This is a genomic window from Pseudoalteromonas sp. NH0006-46 (assembly GCF_057547735.1).
On record NZ_BAAJML010000004.1, the window covers coordinates 70,899 to 86,368 of the forward strand.

Annotated in this window: 18 protein-coding genes; 7 read left to right on the forward strand and 11 right to left on the reverse strand. The window is 37.9% G+C overall.

Going from position 1 to position 15,470, the window contains the following annotated elements:
* Entirely contained in the window at window positions 1-651 is a 651-nt protein-coding gene (locus AC27I2_RS10020; RefSeq protein WP_487204189.1) for a bifunctional 4-hydroxy-2-oxoglutarate aldolase/2-dehydro-3-deoxy-phosphogluconate aldolase, read from the forward strand.
* Between the two features lie 77 nt (window positions 652-728).
* Here AC27I2_RS10020 and lepB read toward each other — a convergent pair whose 3' ends face one another.
* Window positions 729-1,379, reverse strand: a complete 651-nt coding sequence (gene lepB, locus AC27I2_RS10025; protein WP_487204190.1) for a signal peptidase I — start codon at window positions 1,377-1,379, stop codon at window positions 729-731.
* 169 nt (window positions 1,380-1,548) lie between these two features.
* Between lepB and AC27I2_RS10030 the strand changes: the two genes are divergently transcribed.
* Entirely contained in the window at window positions 1,549-2,046 is a 498-nt protein-coding gene (locus tag AC27I2_RS10030) for a fasciclin domain-containing protein (protein ID WP_487204191.1), read from the forward strand.
* Between the two features lie 71 nt (window positions 2,047-2,117).
* On the opposite strand, the gene AC27I2_RS10035 is transcribed toward AC27I2_RS10030, so the two are convergent.
* From AC27I2_RS10035 to aceK, 3 genes are all read right to left on the reverse strand, one after another.
* Window positions 2,118-2,372, reverse strand: a complete 255-nt coding sequence (locus AC27I2_RS10035; RefSeq protein ID WP_058404412.1) for a DUF2999 family protein — start codon at window positions 2,370-2,372, stop codon at window positions 2,118-2,120.
* A 69-nt stretch (window positions 2,373-2,441) separates the two neighbouring features.
* Window positions 2,442-3,404: a zinc-binding dehydrogenase gene (locus tag AC27I2_RS10040; protein ID WP_487204192.1), complete on the reverse strand. Its 963-nt coding sequence runs from the start codon at window positions 3,402-3,404 to the stop codon at window positions 2,442-2,444.
* Between the two features lie 47 nt (window positions 3,405-3,451).
* Window positions 3,452-5,233, reverse strand: coding sequence for a bifunctional isocitrate dehydrogenase kinase/phosphatase (aceK, locus tag AC27I2_RS10045; protein WP_487204193.1), 1,782 nt, complete (start codon window positions 5,231-5,233; stop codon window positions 3,452-3,454).
* A 117-nt stretch (window positions 5,234-5,350) separates the two neighbouring features.
* Between aceK and AC27I2_RS10050 the strand changes: the two genes are divergently transcribed.
* On the forward strand, window positions 5,351-6,298 hold the full coding sequence (locus tag AC27I2_RS10050) for a LysR family transcriptional regulator (protein ID WP_487204194.1): 948 nt from the start codon (window positions 5,351-5,353) through the stop codon (window positions 6,296-6,298).
* 586 nt (window positions 6,299-6,884) lie between these two features.
* Window positions 6,885-7,322, forward strand: coding sequence for a hypothetical protein (locus tag AC27I2_RS10055; RefSeq protein ID WP_487204195.1), 438 nt, complete (start codon window positions 6,885-6,887; stop codon window positions 7,320-7,322).
* Between the two features lie 12 nt (window positions 7,323-7,334).
* Here the strand turns inward: AC27I2_RS10055 and icd are convergent, their stop codons facing one another.
* Window positions 7,335-8,603: an NADP-dependent isocitrate dehydrogenase gene (gene icd / locus AC27I2_RS10060; RefSeq protein WP_487204196.1), complete on the reverse strand. Its 1,269-nt coding sequence runs from the start codon at window positions 8,601-8,603 to the stop codon at window positions 7,335-7,337.
* A 186-nt stretch (window positions 8,604-8,789) separates the two neighbouring features.
* Between icd and AC27I2_RS10065 the strand changes: the two genes are divergently transcribed.
* On the forward strand, window positions 8,790-9,590 hold the full coding sequence (locus tag AC27I2_RS10065; protein WP_487204197.1) for a M61 family metallopeptidase: 801 nt from the start codon (window positions 8,790-8,792) through the stop codon (window positions 9,588-9,590).
* Between the two features lie 40 nt (window positions 9,591-9,630).
* Here AC27I2_RS10065 and AC27I2_RS10070 read toward each other — a convergent pair whose 3' ends face one another.
* A complete protein-coding gene (locus tag AC27I2_RS10070; RefSeq protein WP_487204198.1) occupies window positions 9,631-10,185 on the reverse strand; it encodes a hypothetical protein in 555 nt (184 codons plus the stop codon).
* A gap of 390 nt (window positions 10,186-10,575) precedes the next feature.
* Between AC27I2_RS10070 and AC27I2_RS10075 the strand changes: the two genes are divergently transcribed.
* The gene (locus tag AC27I2_RS10075) at window positions 10,576-10,719 is read left to right on the forward strand and encodes a hypothetical protein (RefSeq protein WP_008113633.1); all 144 of its coding nucleotides are present in this window, start codon (window positions 10,576-10,578) and stop codon (window positions 10,717-10,719) included.
* Between the two features lie 126 nt (window positions 10,720-10,845).
* A complete protein-coding gene (locus AC27I2_RS10080) occupies window positions 10,846-11,679 on the forward strand; it encodes a transporter substrate-binding domain-containing protein (protein WP_487204199.1) in 834 nt (277 codons plus the stop codon).
* Window positions 11,680-11,738: 59 nt separating this feature from the next.
* Here the strand turns inward: AC27I2_RS10080 and AC27I2_RS10085 are convergent, their stop codons facing one another.
* The 5 genes from AC27I2_RS10085 to rnm form a co-directional block, all read right to left on the reverse strand.
* Window positions 11,739-12,317: a YceI family protein gene (locus AC27I2_RS10085; RefSeq protein WP_219421780.1), complete on the reverse strand. Its 579-nt coding sequence runs from the start codon at window positions 12,315-12,317 to the stop codon at window positions 11,739-11,741.
* 1 nt (window position 12,318) lies between these two features.
* Window positions 12,319-12,870 (reverse strand): cytochrome b, encoded by a 552-nt coding sequence (locus AC27I2_RS10090; RefSeq protein WP_219421781.1) that lies wholly within the window; start codon window positions 12,868-12,870, stop codon window positions 12,319-12,321.
* A gap of 157 nt (window positions 12,871-13,027) precedes the next feature.
* Entirely contained in the window at window positions 13,028-13,852 is an 825-nt protein-coding gene (locus AC27I2_RS10095) for a segregation and condensation protein A (protein WP_487204200.1), read from the reverse strand.
* Window positions 13,853-13,858: 6 nt separating this feature from the next.
* Entirely contained in the window at window positions 13,859-14,479 is a 621-nt protein-coding gene (locus AC27I2_RS10100; protein WP_006792208.1) for an L-threonylcarbamoyladenylate synthase, read from the reverse strand.
* Window positions 14,476-15,330, reverse strand: a complete 855-nt coding sequence (gene rnm, locus AC27I2_RS10105; RefSeq protein WP_058404401.1) for an RNase RNM — start codon at window positions 15,328-15,330, stop codon at window positions 14,476-14,478. Before rnm ends, AC27I2_RS10100 begins: the two co-directional genes overlap by 4 nt.
* Between the last annotated feature and the right edge of the window lie 140 nt (window positions 15,331-15,470).

The following is a 15,470-nucleotide window of genomic DNA, read 5'->3' on the forward strand; positions in this document are numbered from 1 at the left end:
ATGCCCAGTACGGTCACTCAACAACAAACGGCAATTTGCAGCAAAATTCTAGAGCAAAAAATAGTCGCTATTATCCGCTTAAAACAGCAAGCCGATGTGGCCCCACTTTTAGACTCCTTAGTTGAAGCGGGCATAACGGTGCTTGAAATAACCTCAAACACACCGGGGTTTGAGCAAGAAATAAAGAGTGCGCGTACGCGTCACCAACATATTTTGGTGGGTGCAGGCACTATTACAAATATTGAACTTGCCAAAAAAGCAATTAATGCCGGCGCACAGTTTATAGTCACCCCAAATACTAATAAGCATATAGTGTTACTTGCCCACCAACATAATTTGCCCGTTTTAATGGGGGCTTTAACGCCCACAGATATTGCTAACGCGATTGAATATAACGCGGATATTATTAAGGTATTTCCAGCAGGCAGTATGGGAATTGGCTATTTTAAGGCATTAAAAGGGCCATTTGATAGCGCCAATTTAATGCCTGTTGGTGGTATAAATTTAGATAATGTTGATCAGTGGTTTAATGCAGGCGCTTGCGCCGTAGGCATCAGTAGTGACTTTTCAAAAGTAATTAAAAACCAAGACGATAAGCACGCTCTTATACATTTAGTTCATGACTATTTAGCTAACATCCCCACTGGGTAAAGGGCTTTGATTCAGCCGTAATTACGCGGTATGGTTTAAACTTAAATTAAAGCAGACACTCAAAAGACAAAATGCATTTAGTTTAAGGAGAGCAGTACACGATCTTTCCTTGGTAAATAATAATTATCGTAATCAAGCGACACAATAACTTTATTTGCTTTCCCGAGTAATTCACCACGAGGGATTAAACCAATTACGCGCGAATCTGCGCTATTGTCACGGTTATCCCCCATTGCCAAATAGTAATCATCTGGAATGGTGATCATTTTAAAGTCAGCTAATTGGGATGGTATATTTGCCACCCTAATAGTGTGCTTCTTAGCGTTTAACATCTCTATTTTATCAACCGAATCGATATTATTTTGTGCATGTTCGTAATTAAGTTTTTTGCCATTAATAATTAATTCGTTATTTACCAAAGAAACGGTATCACCGGGTACACCTATCACACGTTTAATTAATCGGTTACCTGCCGCTTGTGAGTCGAATACAATGATGTCCCCGGTTTGTGGTTCGTTTAATTTAAGAAGAGAAATATGTGTAAAAGGCACTCGTAAGTCGTATGCCATTTTGTCGGTTAAAATTCTATCTCCTTGCGCAATCGTAGGTTTCATCGAGCTCGTAGGTACTTCATACCAATCGGCTACAGCGCTTCTAAACACACTCATTAAGGCAATAAATACAATGAGTGAACGATTATTTTTCCAAAATTTATAAAGCACCTTCATAACTGTTCCCTTTAATTGATCGAGTAACGTTATGACCTAACACCGCTTTAGCAGTTCAAAAAAGGATGTAACAAAAAATGTTTGACCAATAAATGCTTTTTGATCGATTAAATTTACAACAGCGTAGCATCTTAGGAGTTTATAAAATATTAACGTAAAGGAAGCTAACATGTTTAAGAAGATAACCACCGCAGTTTTAATCACCGTCGCAAGCATGGGTTTTTCATTGACAGCGCAGGCCAATCATCATGGTATGAAGAAAGACGTGGTTGATGTAGCAGTTGAAAATGGTTCTTTCACAACACTTGTTGCAGCAGTCAAAGCAGCCGGATTAGTTGATACCCTCAAAGGCAAAGGACCATTCACTATTTTTGCTCCAACCGATGCCGCTTTTTCAAAATTACCTGACGGCACCGTTGAAATGCTACTAAAGCCAGAGAACAAAGACAAACTAACCGCAGTGCTAACCTACCATGTCGCCGCTGGTAAAGTGATGGCAAAAGATGTGGTTAAACTAGACAGTGCTAAAACATTGCAGGGCCAGTCTGTAATGGTCAAAACAGACATGGGCGTGATGATAAACAACGCACACGTTGTTATGCCAGATGTTAAGGCAAGTAATGGCGTCATTCATGTCATTGACACGGTACTTCTTCCAAAAGAATAAGCACTAAAGTTTAAATAAAAAAAGAAGCATCAGCAGGTGCTGATGCTTCTTTAACTAAAAATATCACACACTTATTGTTGATTGAGCTTATCTTTTGCTTCTTTTACTTTTTCAAAGTCTAAACCTAATTCTTCAGTCGCTTCTTTAATTAAATGGGGCTGGGTCATAACAACGGCCATCAATTGCTGAAGTTTTTCAGGTGGAATACCTAGCTCTTGTACAAGTGCCATAGCCATCATTGGGTTTTGTGTAAACGCCTCAAATAACGCTTTCACTTTCTCATCGCTTACATTGTGTTCTTTTAAAATTGCAATTATTGGATTCATTTTTAACCTTGGTTTTATAATAACGTGTGCATGATTAAATTATATGGGCATAACGTGTAAAATAAAGCGTTATTCTACAAGCAATACGACTTTTCCCGCATTTTCGTTGCGCTCTAATATTGCATGCGCCTCTGCAGCCTGTGTCCAGGGCAGAGTTCTGTATACGTTAAAGTTATAGTTTTTAGATGCTATATCGTTGTAAAAGCGTGCAACTAGGTCATCTCTTAGTTGGCGTTTAAACTCAATACTGCGGTTACGAAGGGTTGATGCATGAAACGAAATCCTTTTGCGCAAAAGCGCTGCAAAATCAACCTCAGCAAAACGTCCGTCTAAAAAGGCAAGCATAATTATTTGACAGTCCAAGGCTGCAATTGAAGCATTTTTATTTAAATAACGCCCTGCTACAGGATCAACAATTACATTCGCGTTTAAATTATGGCTTTGCATGTAATCTACAAACTCAGTGGTTTTATAGTTAATTGTATAATCGGCTCCTAGTGCCTTGGCGTGCTGGCATTTTTCATCTGAACCTGCAGTTATAACAACCGTAGCCCCTGCGCTTTTTGCCATTTGAATTGCGGCACCACCTATTCCACTGGCCCCGGCATGGATTAATACCGTTTGCCCGTATTGTAATTTGCCAAGCTCAAATAATGCACCAAACCCAGTTAAATACACTTCGCTTATGGCGGCACCTTCAACCATAGTAAGGTCTTCAGGTAGCTCCATTAGTTGTTTGGCATCTACGGCAACATATTCGCTATAAGCACCACCTGCGCACAGTGTAAAAATGCGTTTATTTAACCATATTTTATCCACTTTGCGACCAACCTCAACAACAGTGCCTGCGCACTCTAACCCTAAAATTGGGCTATCACCGTTTGGGGCTGGGTATTTACCTTGGCGTTGCATGCAATCAGCACGATTCACACCAATTGCAGCCACTTTAACAAGTACTTCATGATTTTTTAGCTGCGGTTTACGGGTATCACTAAAGGCAAGGTCTCCACCTTCATGGGAAATATATTTCATTACCACTCCTGTGCTTTAACTAAGTCATACTCTAAATATGGGGGTAGTTATTCCGGTTTAAACCGCCAACTTTGCTTATACGGGTAAACATCAGGTAAAAAGCCGTTTTGTATTTGCTGTTGACACTGTTGCCAAAAAGCAGTTGTGAATAAATCACTGTGGTGGGTGTTAAAGTACTCAAACGCATGGGTATTTGCGCTAAAAAAAACCTTAAATTGGCTTGGAAAAATATCGTTTTCATCAATATCAAAATAAGAATGACTGCTAAGCTCTTCTAGTGCATTTTGTGATTGAGGGACATCTCTAAAATTACACTGAGTTAATGGGCAAATCTCATCAAAGTCGTAAAACACAACGCGTCCCCAACGCGTAACACCGAAGTTTTTCATCAGCATGTCACCTGGAAATATATTCGCCCCGGCTAAATCTTTAATCGCTTTTCCATAATCAAGCATCACTTGCTCTAATGCCATTTCATCGCAGTGGTTAATATATAAATTAAGAGGGGTCATTTTTCGTTCAACATACACATGCTTTAAAATAAGTGCCTTGCCCGATATAACTAAACTGCTGCCGATGTGTGTTTTCATCTGCGTTAATAGTTCTTCGCTAAAACGGCTTAAATCAAACGCCAAATACCTAAATTCGTGGGTGTCTACCAATCGCCCTACCCGGTCGGCTTGTTTAACAAAGTTATATTTTTCTTTTACTTGTGCCTTAGTTGCTGTTTTTGGTGCGCTAAATTTATCTTTTATTACTTTATAGACGTAATCTGAGCCTTCAATGGTAAATACCAGCATAACCATGCCAGGCGTACCGGGTGCATTGACATATTTAAAACTTGTGGGGCTATTTTTGGTGGTATCCACCTTATATCGGTAAAACTCAGTTTTGGCGTGTTTAATAAAGCCAATCGCATTAAATAATTCAAACCGCTTTTTATGTGGCATAAGTACACTGAGGTAATCAACATAACGCGCAGGTTGGTCGGTATCTACCATAAAATAAGTACGGGCAAAGCCAAATAATAAACTTAGTTGATCGGCCCCCATCATTACCGCATCTATTTTTAGGCCTTTTTCGGTGTTTAAAATGGCAATAACAAACGGCATGTTATCGCCATTTTTCGCTATACAACGGCCAATTAAATAACACGCTTTGTTTCTAAAAAATAACGAGTTTGCGTATTCAATAAACCCGTCGTTTAAATTTATAAGTTCATATACCTGCTTACATTGATGCCTAGCACCTTGCATTAGAGTTTGCTGCAAACGCTCTAAATCTGCATTTAATTGGCTAAATGGAACTCTAAACATTTGCTTAGTAATAAGCTGTGAAATTGCAGTATCAAACCCATTTTTAAGCGAGATTCTACTCACTAAACTTTCAAATGAACGAGGCTCACTGCGGTATTTGGCTTTTAATACAAATAAATGCACTGTACGAATTTTTTTATCGTCCCAAATAGCACCAAATGTAGAATTAAAAAATGTATGCGCAATGGGTTTATTCTCATGGCACTCAACCATATCTCCGTAAATATTTTTAGCTAATTGCCATGTTTGCGGGCAGTCTAGTTCTTGATAAGCAATCACTTTAACCGCTTCGCTCACATTTTTTACCTGGCGCTCGTAAACTTGTAGCCGATCACGCATTGCACGTTGTACATCATGGAACTGGCGTTGCTCAAACCGACTTTGTGCGCCAAGTGTAATATTTAAAAACTCAGCAAACATAGCATCAAACCCTGCAAATACAGCACGAGCTAGCTTAGTTGCAATCACCTTTTGAAGAGCATTATTTGAATCATCGATTAATGTATTTGGCATGCTGACAACACTTATATTTTTACCCGTTATGGCGGTTATTTTTTATTAATGGTTTACACCTTAGCAAGCAGGCTTTAATTTAGATAATTAATACAGCAAATAAATAAGATTGATCTAATGAATATACGTAACGTCGATCTCAACCTTCTCGTCTATTTAAACGTGTTAATAGATGAAAAAAGTGTGTCTAAAGCCGCCAATAAATTAGCGTTAACACAACCTGCCATGAGTAATGCACTAAAACGATTGCGTGATTTATTTGAAGATCCGCTCCTTGTTCGCGCCGCAGGCTCGATGACTCCAACAGCTAAAGCTCTTTTACTAAAACCTGAAATAGAAGCCCTATTAAAAATGGCTGAGGCAATCACTCAACCAAGTGAGCAATTCAACCCCGCAACGGCTGAAATAACCTTTAGAATAATGGCAAACGACTATTTAGAATCAACGTTAATAGCGCCATTTATTACCGCTCAATTAAATAAAAATCCGGGTATTAATTTTGATGTTTTAAGCCCAAGCGATGTTAACCTACAAGACATGGAAAAAGGCACTATAGATCTTGCTATTAACCGCTTTAATGGATTACCTCGGTCATTTCACCAAGCTACTGTATGGCGAGATAACTACTGCTGTTTAACACACCCCAAGAATACTTTTTTACAAAACGCCACACTCGATAATTACCTTCAAAAAGAGCATATTTGGGTAAACCGGGCTGGTTGGGGGCCCGAAGCTGCTGTAACTAACAAGTCAGGTAAACAAAAATTAGGTTGGGTAGATGAAGCGCTCTGGCAGTTAGAGCAAACACGTAAAATTAGGGTATTTACCCGCCACTATATGATTGCCAGCTTACTTTGCCAATCAGAACAACTGATGGCTACATTACCGCGTAGGCAAGCTAAGTTATTAACAACACATACTAACTTGGTAATAAGTCCGCCTCCGTTTCAAATAGTACCTATTGAGGTAAAAATGATATGGAGCCCACTGCTTCATCATGCGCCAGCACATCAATGGTTGCGCCGTGAACTACTTGAATTTGCTAAAACAGTAGCAGATAGATAATAAGACTATATACATACTAGAAATCAAATGAGTCAGTAAATAAATTTCAACGCGTGAAGCCACATTTGTGTGAAATTGCTCTCTACTTACCTACTTACGGGTAGCTACAGCTCATGCAACACTCTGTAAATCTATGCGCTAAAACTGAAAATGACGGAATATTAGGGTAAATTAAAAATACAACGTTTAAAAACTAATTTAGCAATAAATAAAACATCGAGACACTCTCTTTAATATAGTGAGTGTCTCGATGTTTTGCTTTGGAGTCGTATAAGTCTTAGCAAGGGGAGTAACCTTACTGTTCACCATGTAGCAAAGCTAATACCAAATTTTTTATTTATATTTAATTCAATACCTTACTTAAAAACTTTATAATCCCTCAGTTAACATTTGTACCACTTTTGTGCATTTATTTATTTTTTGCACCAAATTAAATAAAGGGAGAAGCCCTTAAATTTAAGGCGAAAAATAGGTATAACGAGCTTAATATTGATTGAATCAATGTCAGTTATTGAAAACAACAATTTCATTAATAATACACTTAGCGCTAGAGTGAAGTTAAGCCAACAAACTAAGAGTACTTATTATGACAACAGCTTCTTTCACACGCCAAGACGGATTATTTATTGATGCTAACTTACATCAGTTCATTGAAGAGCAGTTATGCTCTAAGGCAACATTACAAACAACAGATGTATACCAAACACTGGCGACATTAGTTGATGAGTTTGGATGTACTTGCCGTAAAACTAAACACCAACCAAACGATGTACTTGAAGTACAAACATTGCTAAACGCGTACCAACTGCAAAATCATCCGCATTGTCATGTAGATGCGCAAACAACTGAAGCGGTACTTGATGAGTATTGTTGCCAGGTTCCTGCAATTATTGTTGTTGCTTTAATGGATACGCTTAGTGGTACACAATGCGATGAACCCAATGCACACGACATTTACCACCGTGCCGCACAGTTAACTAATCGCCCATGCGTGCACACTGTTAATACTGCGTCAGCAGCTTAATAATGAATGTGTTTAAAAGTGCTCGATAACCTTATTTGCAAAGTCTGTGCAACTTAAGGTTGTCGAGTTATGAATTGTTGAAGTATCACTGCCCTGCTGGGCTAGATCAAAAGTAACATGCCCGCTTGCTAACGTTTTTTCTAATGCATTTTCAATAGTTAACGCCGCTTCATCCCACTTAATAAATTTAAGCATAAGTACTGCACTCAAAATACTACTACTTGGATTCGCTTTATTTTGCCCTGCAATGCGTTCAAATGTGCCATGAGTAGGCTCAAAAAAAGCCACATCATTATTCATATTTGCCGCTGGCATAATACCCACACCACCCACTTGAGCACTGAGCATATCGGCTAAAAAGTCCCCATTTTGATTTGTTGTTGCCACTACATCAAACTGCTCAGGGTTCATTAAACATTGTTGTAGCATGTTATCGGCAATGACTTCTTTAATTATTAAGGGTGCTTGACTATCACGAACAATTTTTAGCCATCGGCCATTTTCGTGCTCAATAGCATTAAATTCTTTTTTGGCTAGCGCAAAGCCCCAGCGTTTAAATGCACCATCTGTAAACTTAAGTACATTGCCTTTATGAACAAAAGTTAAAGAGTCTCGATTGTTATTAAGGGCAAAATTAAGAGCAAAACGTGTTAATCGTTCAGAGCCCTCTTTGGATATATTTTTTATACCTATCCCGCAGTCTTGTGAAAATCTAAGACGTGTAACCCCCATTTCTTCACATAAAAAGTCGAGCATTTTTTCACTTTCAATGCTGCCAGCTTGCCACTCAATGCCAGAATATACATCTTCGCTACTGTCACGAAGCACGGTAATATTAGTTGAAAAGGGATTTTTTAATGGAGAAGGCAAAGCACTCATTCCTTTGATGGTACGCATGTTTACAAATAAATCCATTTCTTGGCGCAAGGCAACATTTAAAGACCTAAACCCTCCGCCTAAGGGGGTTGTTAACGGACCTTTTATTGCTATTTTACATGCTCTTACCGCTTGTATTGTTTCTTGTGGAAACCAATCACCATCGTAAAGCTTGGCAGCCTGCTCACCATTAAACACTTGCATCCAATGTATTTTTCGTTTGTTTTGGTAACAGTGTGTAATAGCACAATCTACAATATTTCTCATAACAGGCATGACATCTTGCCCTACACCATCTCCATTAATATAGGCAATAACAGGCTCTGAAGGAATAACCCACTGCCCTTGCTCATCTACCGTTATATGTTGCCCTTGTTCTGGCATTTTTATATGTTGGTATTGCATTACTAAAGCCTATAAATCAATGTATATGGTCGATTAAAACATGTTAATTGGGATGTGTCTTTAATTGCCTTTTTATAGTTGGTATCAGTTTAAAAAATAACAAATACGGTGTGCTAATGTATACGAAACGGTGGTCTTATAGCGTGTACGGTTCGTATTAGTTTTTAAATGTAATGAGGTATTTTAATGAAGTTAATGTGGACGTTGTTATTTATAAGCTCTTTAAACACCTATGCCCTTGAGGTTGATATACACCAGCTAGACTCGCTATCTAAAAATGGCCAACAAGTGATCACTACCTGGATTGATCAAAGTGTAAAAAAAACTGAAAATACGCTTGGGCCTTTAAAGCAAACTACCTTGCCTATTTATTTAAAGCCGCAATATTTTGCATTTGAGCCTGTACCATGGGCAACGGTAAAGCGAAGCAACCCCGATGGACTTGAACTACACATAGACAGGTATGCTAGTCTAAATGCATTTACTAAAGACTGGACCCTTTATCACGAGCTATCGCATTTATATTTGCCGCTTTTTCCCTATTCTGCATTTTGGTTAAGTGAAGGGTTTGCCAGTTACATGCAAAACGTAATTATGCGTGACAGCGGTGTAATAACCCAGGCGCAATTTGTTCAACGATTAAATGCTGGTTTTGATAGAGCTAGACTTCAAAGCAAAACCAAATCGCAGCCCTTAAGTGAGCTTTCTGCTGATATGTGGAACCAAGGTGCTCAACAACGTGTGTATTGGACAGGCGCTGCGTTTTTTGTTGAAGCCGATTTAGCACTCCACCAGCAAGGTCAAACCCTCGCGGAAGTAATAAAAGCCTATCAACTATGCTGTAAAACAGCACTTTCAAGTGCTAAAACGTTTATCAAAGATCTTGATAAACTCTCACGGAGTAGTATTTTTGCTTCTTTATACGCAGAATATAAAAACCGTTCTGACTTCCCAAACATAACAAAAAAATTAATTAATACACTTTAAGATGTTTTACTTTTTAAATTAAAACACACATCACCCAGGATTATGAAAACTCATTAGACTTTAAATAGTTGCAAAAGTGTTGGTAAGCTTGCTCGTTATAATTTAAAGAACACTTGTTCATAAATCCATGGCAATAATCTGTTGGTTGGCAAATTACGTTTTGCTTTTTATTAAGCTCATTAATAACAGCTGTAACATCAAAGTGTGTTTCATGGTAAGGAAAAATAAATTCACATGGCACATTGGCTTTTAAATTTAAGTAGTTTCGTATTTGCGATGGATAAAAGCCAACCACTTTTTTAAGATGTGGATTGCCTGTTAATAACTGAGCTCGCCACGCAGCGCTAGCCCCCGCACTAAAGGCGATACAAACTGTAGGTGCTGTGAGTCTATCAAATTTTTTATGCAACATTGTTGTATACGCGTTATGACCACACGTCTGTATAAAATTTTTATAGTTATTTTCTTCACTTTCAATAGCTTGCTCTTTCCCGCCATAGGGTTCAACAAGGGTAAACTTCGTGTTTAATGCTTTACAAAAGTCCTGTAAAGCGGGCGTTTTTCCGTAAATATCACTGACTATTATGTAATGCATACTATTCCTTTTAGTCGTAAATCAACGTATTTAACCAGTTGATAAAATCTATGTTTTATATATTTATACAAATAACTTGCGCGTAATTATTATTTAGGTTAAATTCCCCCTCTGGTTTAAGAAACCACCGCGGTTAACCTATTTACCCTGATCCAGTAAGCCCCGCACAACGTATATTTGAAAGCTAAGTTATTGTACGGCGAGTACCCCTTAAATAATACCGAGATGAATTTTACTATCATCGTAAAAGTGTCATAAAGATCGTCAACACTGTAATGAAGCTAAACACAACATCGTTAATTTATTGACTGCAGTTTGCTATAAAAATAGCGCAGAATAAATTACAAGAATAAAGTGAGTTTTATTATGTCTTATAAATATAACGGATCTATGATCCAAATTGCACATCCTGTGCAATCAATTTCAGTAAACAAACATCGTGTTATCTTTAGTGATACGCAAGGTTTAAAAAATGCATTATTTCAAAAAGCAAGTGATGCACGTCAGTTTGTGAAATGGTTAAAAGCCAGCTAAACACAGTTTTCATCGTGGATTAACGCGAGATTATTGAGAATATTATGCCAGCCTTGTTGCTGGCATTTTACTTTTTAATACTTAGGTGTTAAAACACTAACTCAATTACATTCGTTGGTTGCTGTAATGTTACGTGTATTTTTAACTCTTTTACCTTATTTTTTTCTAACTTCATTGTGCCATGCTCAAACAATTAACTGGTTAACCAACGATTTTGCGCCTTACTATATTTTAAATGGTAAATATCAGGGCCAAGGCCGCGACGAAACAATCATTAAATTACTCGAAGACCAACTACCTCATGTTGAATTTAACCGTGTTGTAGTGCCCGCTAGCAAGTTAATTCAAACACTCTCAGATAAAACTAATGACGCGTGTGTGCTCTCTCTTTACAAAAACGAAAACAGAAAGCAGCAAATGGTGTTTACTCAAGAGAGTTCTACAGTGGGTTTGTCTCCCTCTGTTGCACTTCATAAGAAACTAGCGAGTGCGCTATCGCTTAAAAACAACACTGAGGTCTCTTTGTATGATTTGCTGCAAGAGAAAAAGCTAACTTTAGGCGTTTCTTTAAGTCGCTCTTATGGGGAAGCTATTGATCGTATAATCAATTCAACGCCCGATGTTGATATTGTTATTCGCCCTACCCGAGATAGCTTAGCTAGTCTTACCTATATGCTTAATTTAAAACGCATTGATATTTTACTTGGCTACCCAAGTGAACATTTTTATTTAGCTAAATCAATGAACTTTCAAAATAACTTAACCCAGAGGCCGTTAACTGAAGCACCTGCGTTAAGTTATGGCTATATTGGTTGCACTAAAACCGAACAAGGTATTAAAAATATTACTTTGCTAAACAAACATCTTAAGGTAATAAAACAAACAGATGAATACATTCATGCACTATCAAAATGGTTGCCCGAGCATTTAAAGCCATTGCTAAAAACAAGAATGAATTAAACCAAAAAGCGCCACTTAATGCGGCGCTTTAAAGGTTAATTATTTAGTGACAGACCAGCTTATTTACGAATACCTTCAATAAATAATCCTATATCAACATGAGTTGACGCAGGCCCTAAATTATAATTAATACCATAGTCACTTAATTTAAGGCTTGTTTCGCCTTCAAAGCCTACACGGTAACCACCCCATGGGTCTTGGCCTTCACCGATTTTGTCTATTTCAAAGGTGATACTTTTTGTTACACCATGCAATGTAAAATCACCGGTTACTTTACCTGAATTAGCATCATTAAACGTGATGTTAGTACTTTTAAACGTAGCAGTTGGGTATTTATCAACATTTAAAAAATCTTTACCACGTAAGTGTTTATCACGTTCTGCATGATTAGAATCAAGGCTCGTTGTATCTATATTTACCATTATTTGTGACGCATTAGGTTTTTCTGCATCGTAATTAAATTCGCCGTCAAACGTATTAAAACGCCCATGTAACCAGCTGTATCCTAAATGCTTTATTTTAAAGTTCACAAAAGCGTGTGCCCCTTTTGTATCAATAATATATTCAGCAGCATTTACAGCCGATGCTGATAAAACGAGAGCCGCAGATACGGCCGTATTTATTAGTAATTTTTTCATATTAATCTTCCTTCAATGGGGTAATCATTCTTGTTAACGTTTTATCTTTATCTATAAAATGGTGCTTTAACGCACCCAGCGCATGTAAAATAACAAACCCAATTAATATACATGCACCGTAGTAATGAACTTTTCCTGCAATATCAGCTTGATCATCAAAAACAAAATCAAGAGCGGATACATTAAACAGCATAAATACTTCAATCGGTCGTCCGTCTGCTGTTGAAATTAAGTACCCCGCTACCACAATAACAGCCAATAATATGTACATAACTACATGAGTCGTGTGTGCCAGTTGGTTTATTTTCGAATTTGTTCCTAAAGGTTTTGGATTAACAGATAAAACGCGCCATAAAATCCTAAAAACCAAAACGGCTGCAAGCGTAATACCTATACTTTTATGTAAATCTAGGGAGCCTTTATACCAGCTGTCATAATAGGTAAGTTCGACCATGTATAAACCCAAGCCAAATAAGCCTATAACAGTAAGCGCCATTAACCAGTGCAAAGTAATGGCAACGAATCCATAAGATAGCGGCGTATTTTTAACCATAATTAATATCCTGTGTTTTAATACGTACAAGATATAGAAGATTGTCATTTAGTAAAATAGCGTAAACAAACAGCTTCTGTGCATATATGCACAAAAGTAATTGGCGTAAATTAAACTGAGGAAATTAAAGGGTAATTAAAGTGTTTATTAGCAGCGGCTATTCACTAAGACTGACGTAGATTAAACTTTCTGCGTTAACTTGCAGACAAGTAATTAGTCCTTCTTTTATTAGCTCAAGCATAGCTATAAAGCTTACAACAACCCCGCTGCGACCTTCTGATACTTTAAAAAGTTCATTAAATACTATTGCGCTATTTGCCTTGGAGAGTTGGTGTAATATTTGGCTCATGCGCTCACGGGTTGACAAAACTTCTGCTGTTATTTGATGATGTTCAAAGGTTTTAGCTCTTGCCATAACTTCATTCAGGGCAAGCATTAAATCTTTAAGCTCTATTTCGGGTAGGTTTTGGTTTGTATCGTCGTTAATAGGCATGACGGCACGGGCAACAAAAATATCACGCCCAACACGAGGAATGTCATCTAGGTTTTCAGCTGCTTTTTTAAATTGCTCGTATTCTTGTAAGCGTTTAATAAGTTCGGCACGCGGATCTTCCTCTTCTTCGAGCTCTTCATGGACAGGAAGTAGCAGGCGTGATTTTATTTGTGCTAATAATGCCGCCATGACTAAATATTCACCGGCGAGCTCTAATTGAAACTCGCTCATCATTTCAACATAGCTAACATATTGCTCTGTAATACTGAATATTGAGAGCTCAAGTACATCAAGCTTATGTTTTTTTATTAAATAAAGAAGTAAATCAAGTGGCCCCTCAAAGGTTTCTAAAATAACTTCGAGTGCGTCAGGTGGAATATATAAGTCTTCAGGTTTATCAACAACGGCTTTGCCATGCAAAAAAGCCAGTGGCAGATTTTGCTGCACTGGCTCGTCAATTACTGGTGGGTATTTAGTTGTTGATGTCACGTTTATTTACTCAAACGGGCTCACATCACCACAACCAACACGCAGTATTTTTACATCGTCTTCAGACAAATCAATTACCGTTGTTGCTTGCTCTGGTAGGTATCCACCGTGAATAATAAGATCGACGTGTTTATCAAGCCTATCTAAAATTTCGTCAGGATCCGATTCTGTAAATTCTTGCCCTGGTAAAATAAGCGAACACGACATGAGTGGCTCGCCTAACTCAGCTAAAAGAGCACATGCTATTGGGTGCTCAATAACACGTATACCAATCGTTTTTTTCTTATCGTTTAATAAACGCTTAGGAACTTCCTTTGTGCCTTTGAAAATAAAGGTGTAAGGGCCCGGCGTATTATTTTTAATTAACCTAAATAGTTGATTATCAACACGTGCATAAGTTGATAACTCTGATAAATCACGGCATACAAGCGTAAAATTGTCGTTCTTATCAATTCCACGAATACGCTCTATACGCTCTTTGGCTTGCTTATTACCAATATTACAGCCAATCGCATAGCCCGAATCTGTAGGATAAACAACAACGCCCCCTTGCTTTATTATATCAACAGCCTGAGTTATTAGTCTTGCTTGTGGGTTATCTGGGTGAATATGAAATAATTGACTCATGTTAATGCCCCTTCTGGTCCTTCCCAAACTTGCCAAACACCTTGGCAATCTTTGGGTAAGTATAAATTTTTACCAAGCTCTAAATAGCTTGTTGGAAAATGAAAATCAGAGCCTTGCGAACATAATAGTTCGTACTCTCGGCTAAGTTCGCCCAAAAACTGGCGCTCGCTGGGTGCTTGCTGAGGTTGTGCTACTTCCATTGCATCGCCACCTGCGTTTTTAAATTCAATTAACAGTTTACGCAACCACTTATTAGACATTCGATAGCTACTTGGGTGGGCAAGCACTGCAACGCCCCCTGCTGCATGTATTGCGTTAATAGCAGTTTGCATATCGCACCAACAACTTGGTACGTATCCTGTTTTACCTCGCCCTAAATACTTTTTAAATACCCCAGGGAAATTTTTAGCTACTCCACGCTGCATTAATGCACGTGCAAAATGAGCGCGTGTAATTTGTCCATTTACAGCAAGCTCTTTAGCTTGGTCATAAATGCCTTCAAAGCCATTTTTTTCTAAACGAAAGCCTATTTGTGTTGCCCGCTCTTCGCGCTTTTGTTGCTGTGCTGATAATAAGGCATCGAGCTCTTCGTTATCGACATTTATGTTTAAGCCTACAATATGAATCTCAAAACTTTCCCATTTCGTCGATATTTCTGTGCCTGTAATTAATGAAAGCGGAAGATTTTCTGACTTAATAAATGATTGAGCCGGCTTAATAGCTGCCACAGTGTCATGATCGGTAATAGCAAACACATCAATGTTTTTATCTACTGCACGGTTTAATAATTCTTCAACCGTTAAATGCCCGTCTGAATGTGTGGTGTGACTATGTAAATCATATTTTATCAAAAGAAAACTGCTTAAAATTAAAGTTTGAAGGTGTTTATGCAAGTATAACAAGTTTTTTCACTAAATTGTTTTTAATAAACACTTGACACAAAAGCACAAGATACGTTTTACTGTAGCCACTTTAAGACACATCAAGAATT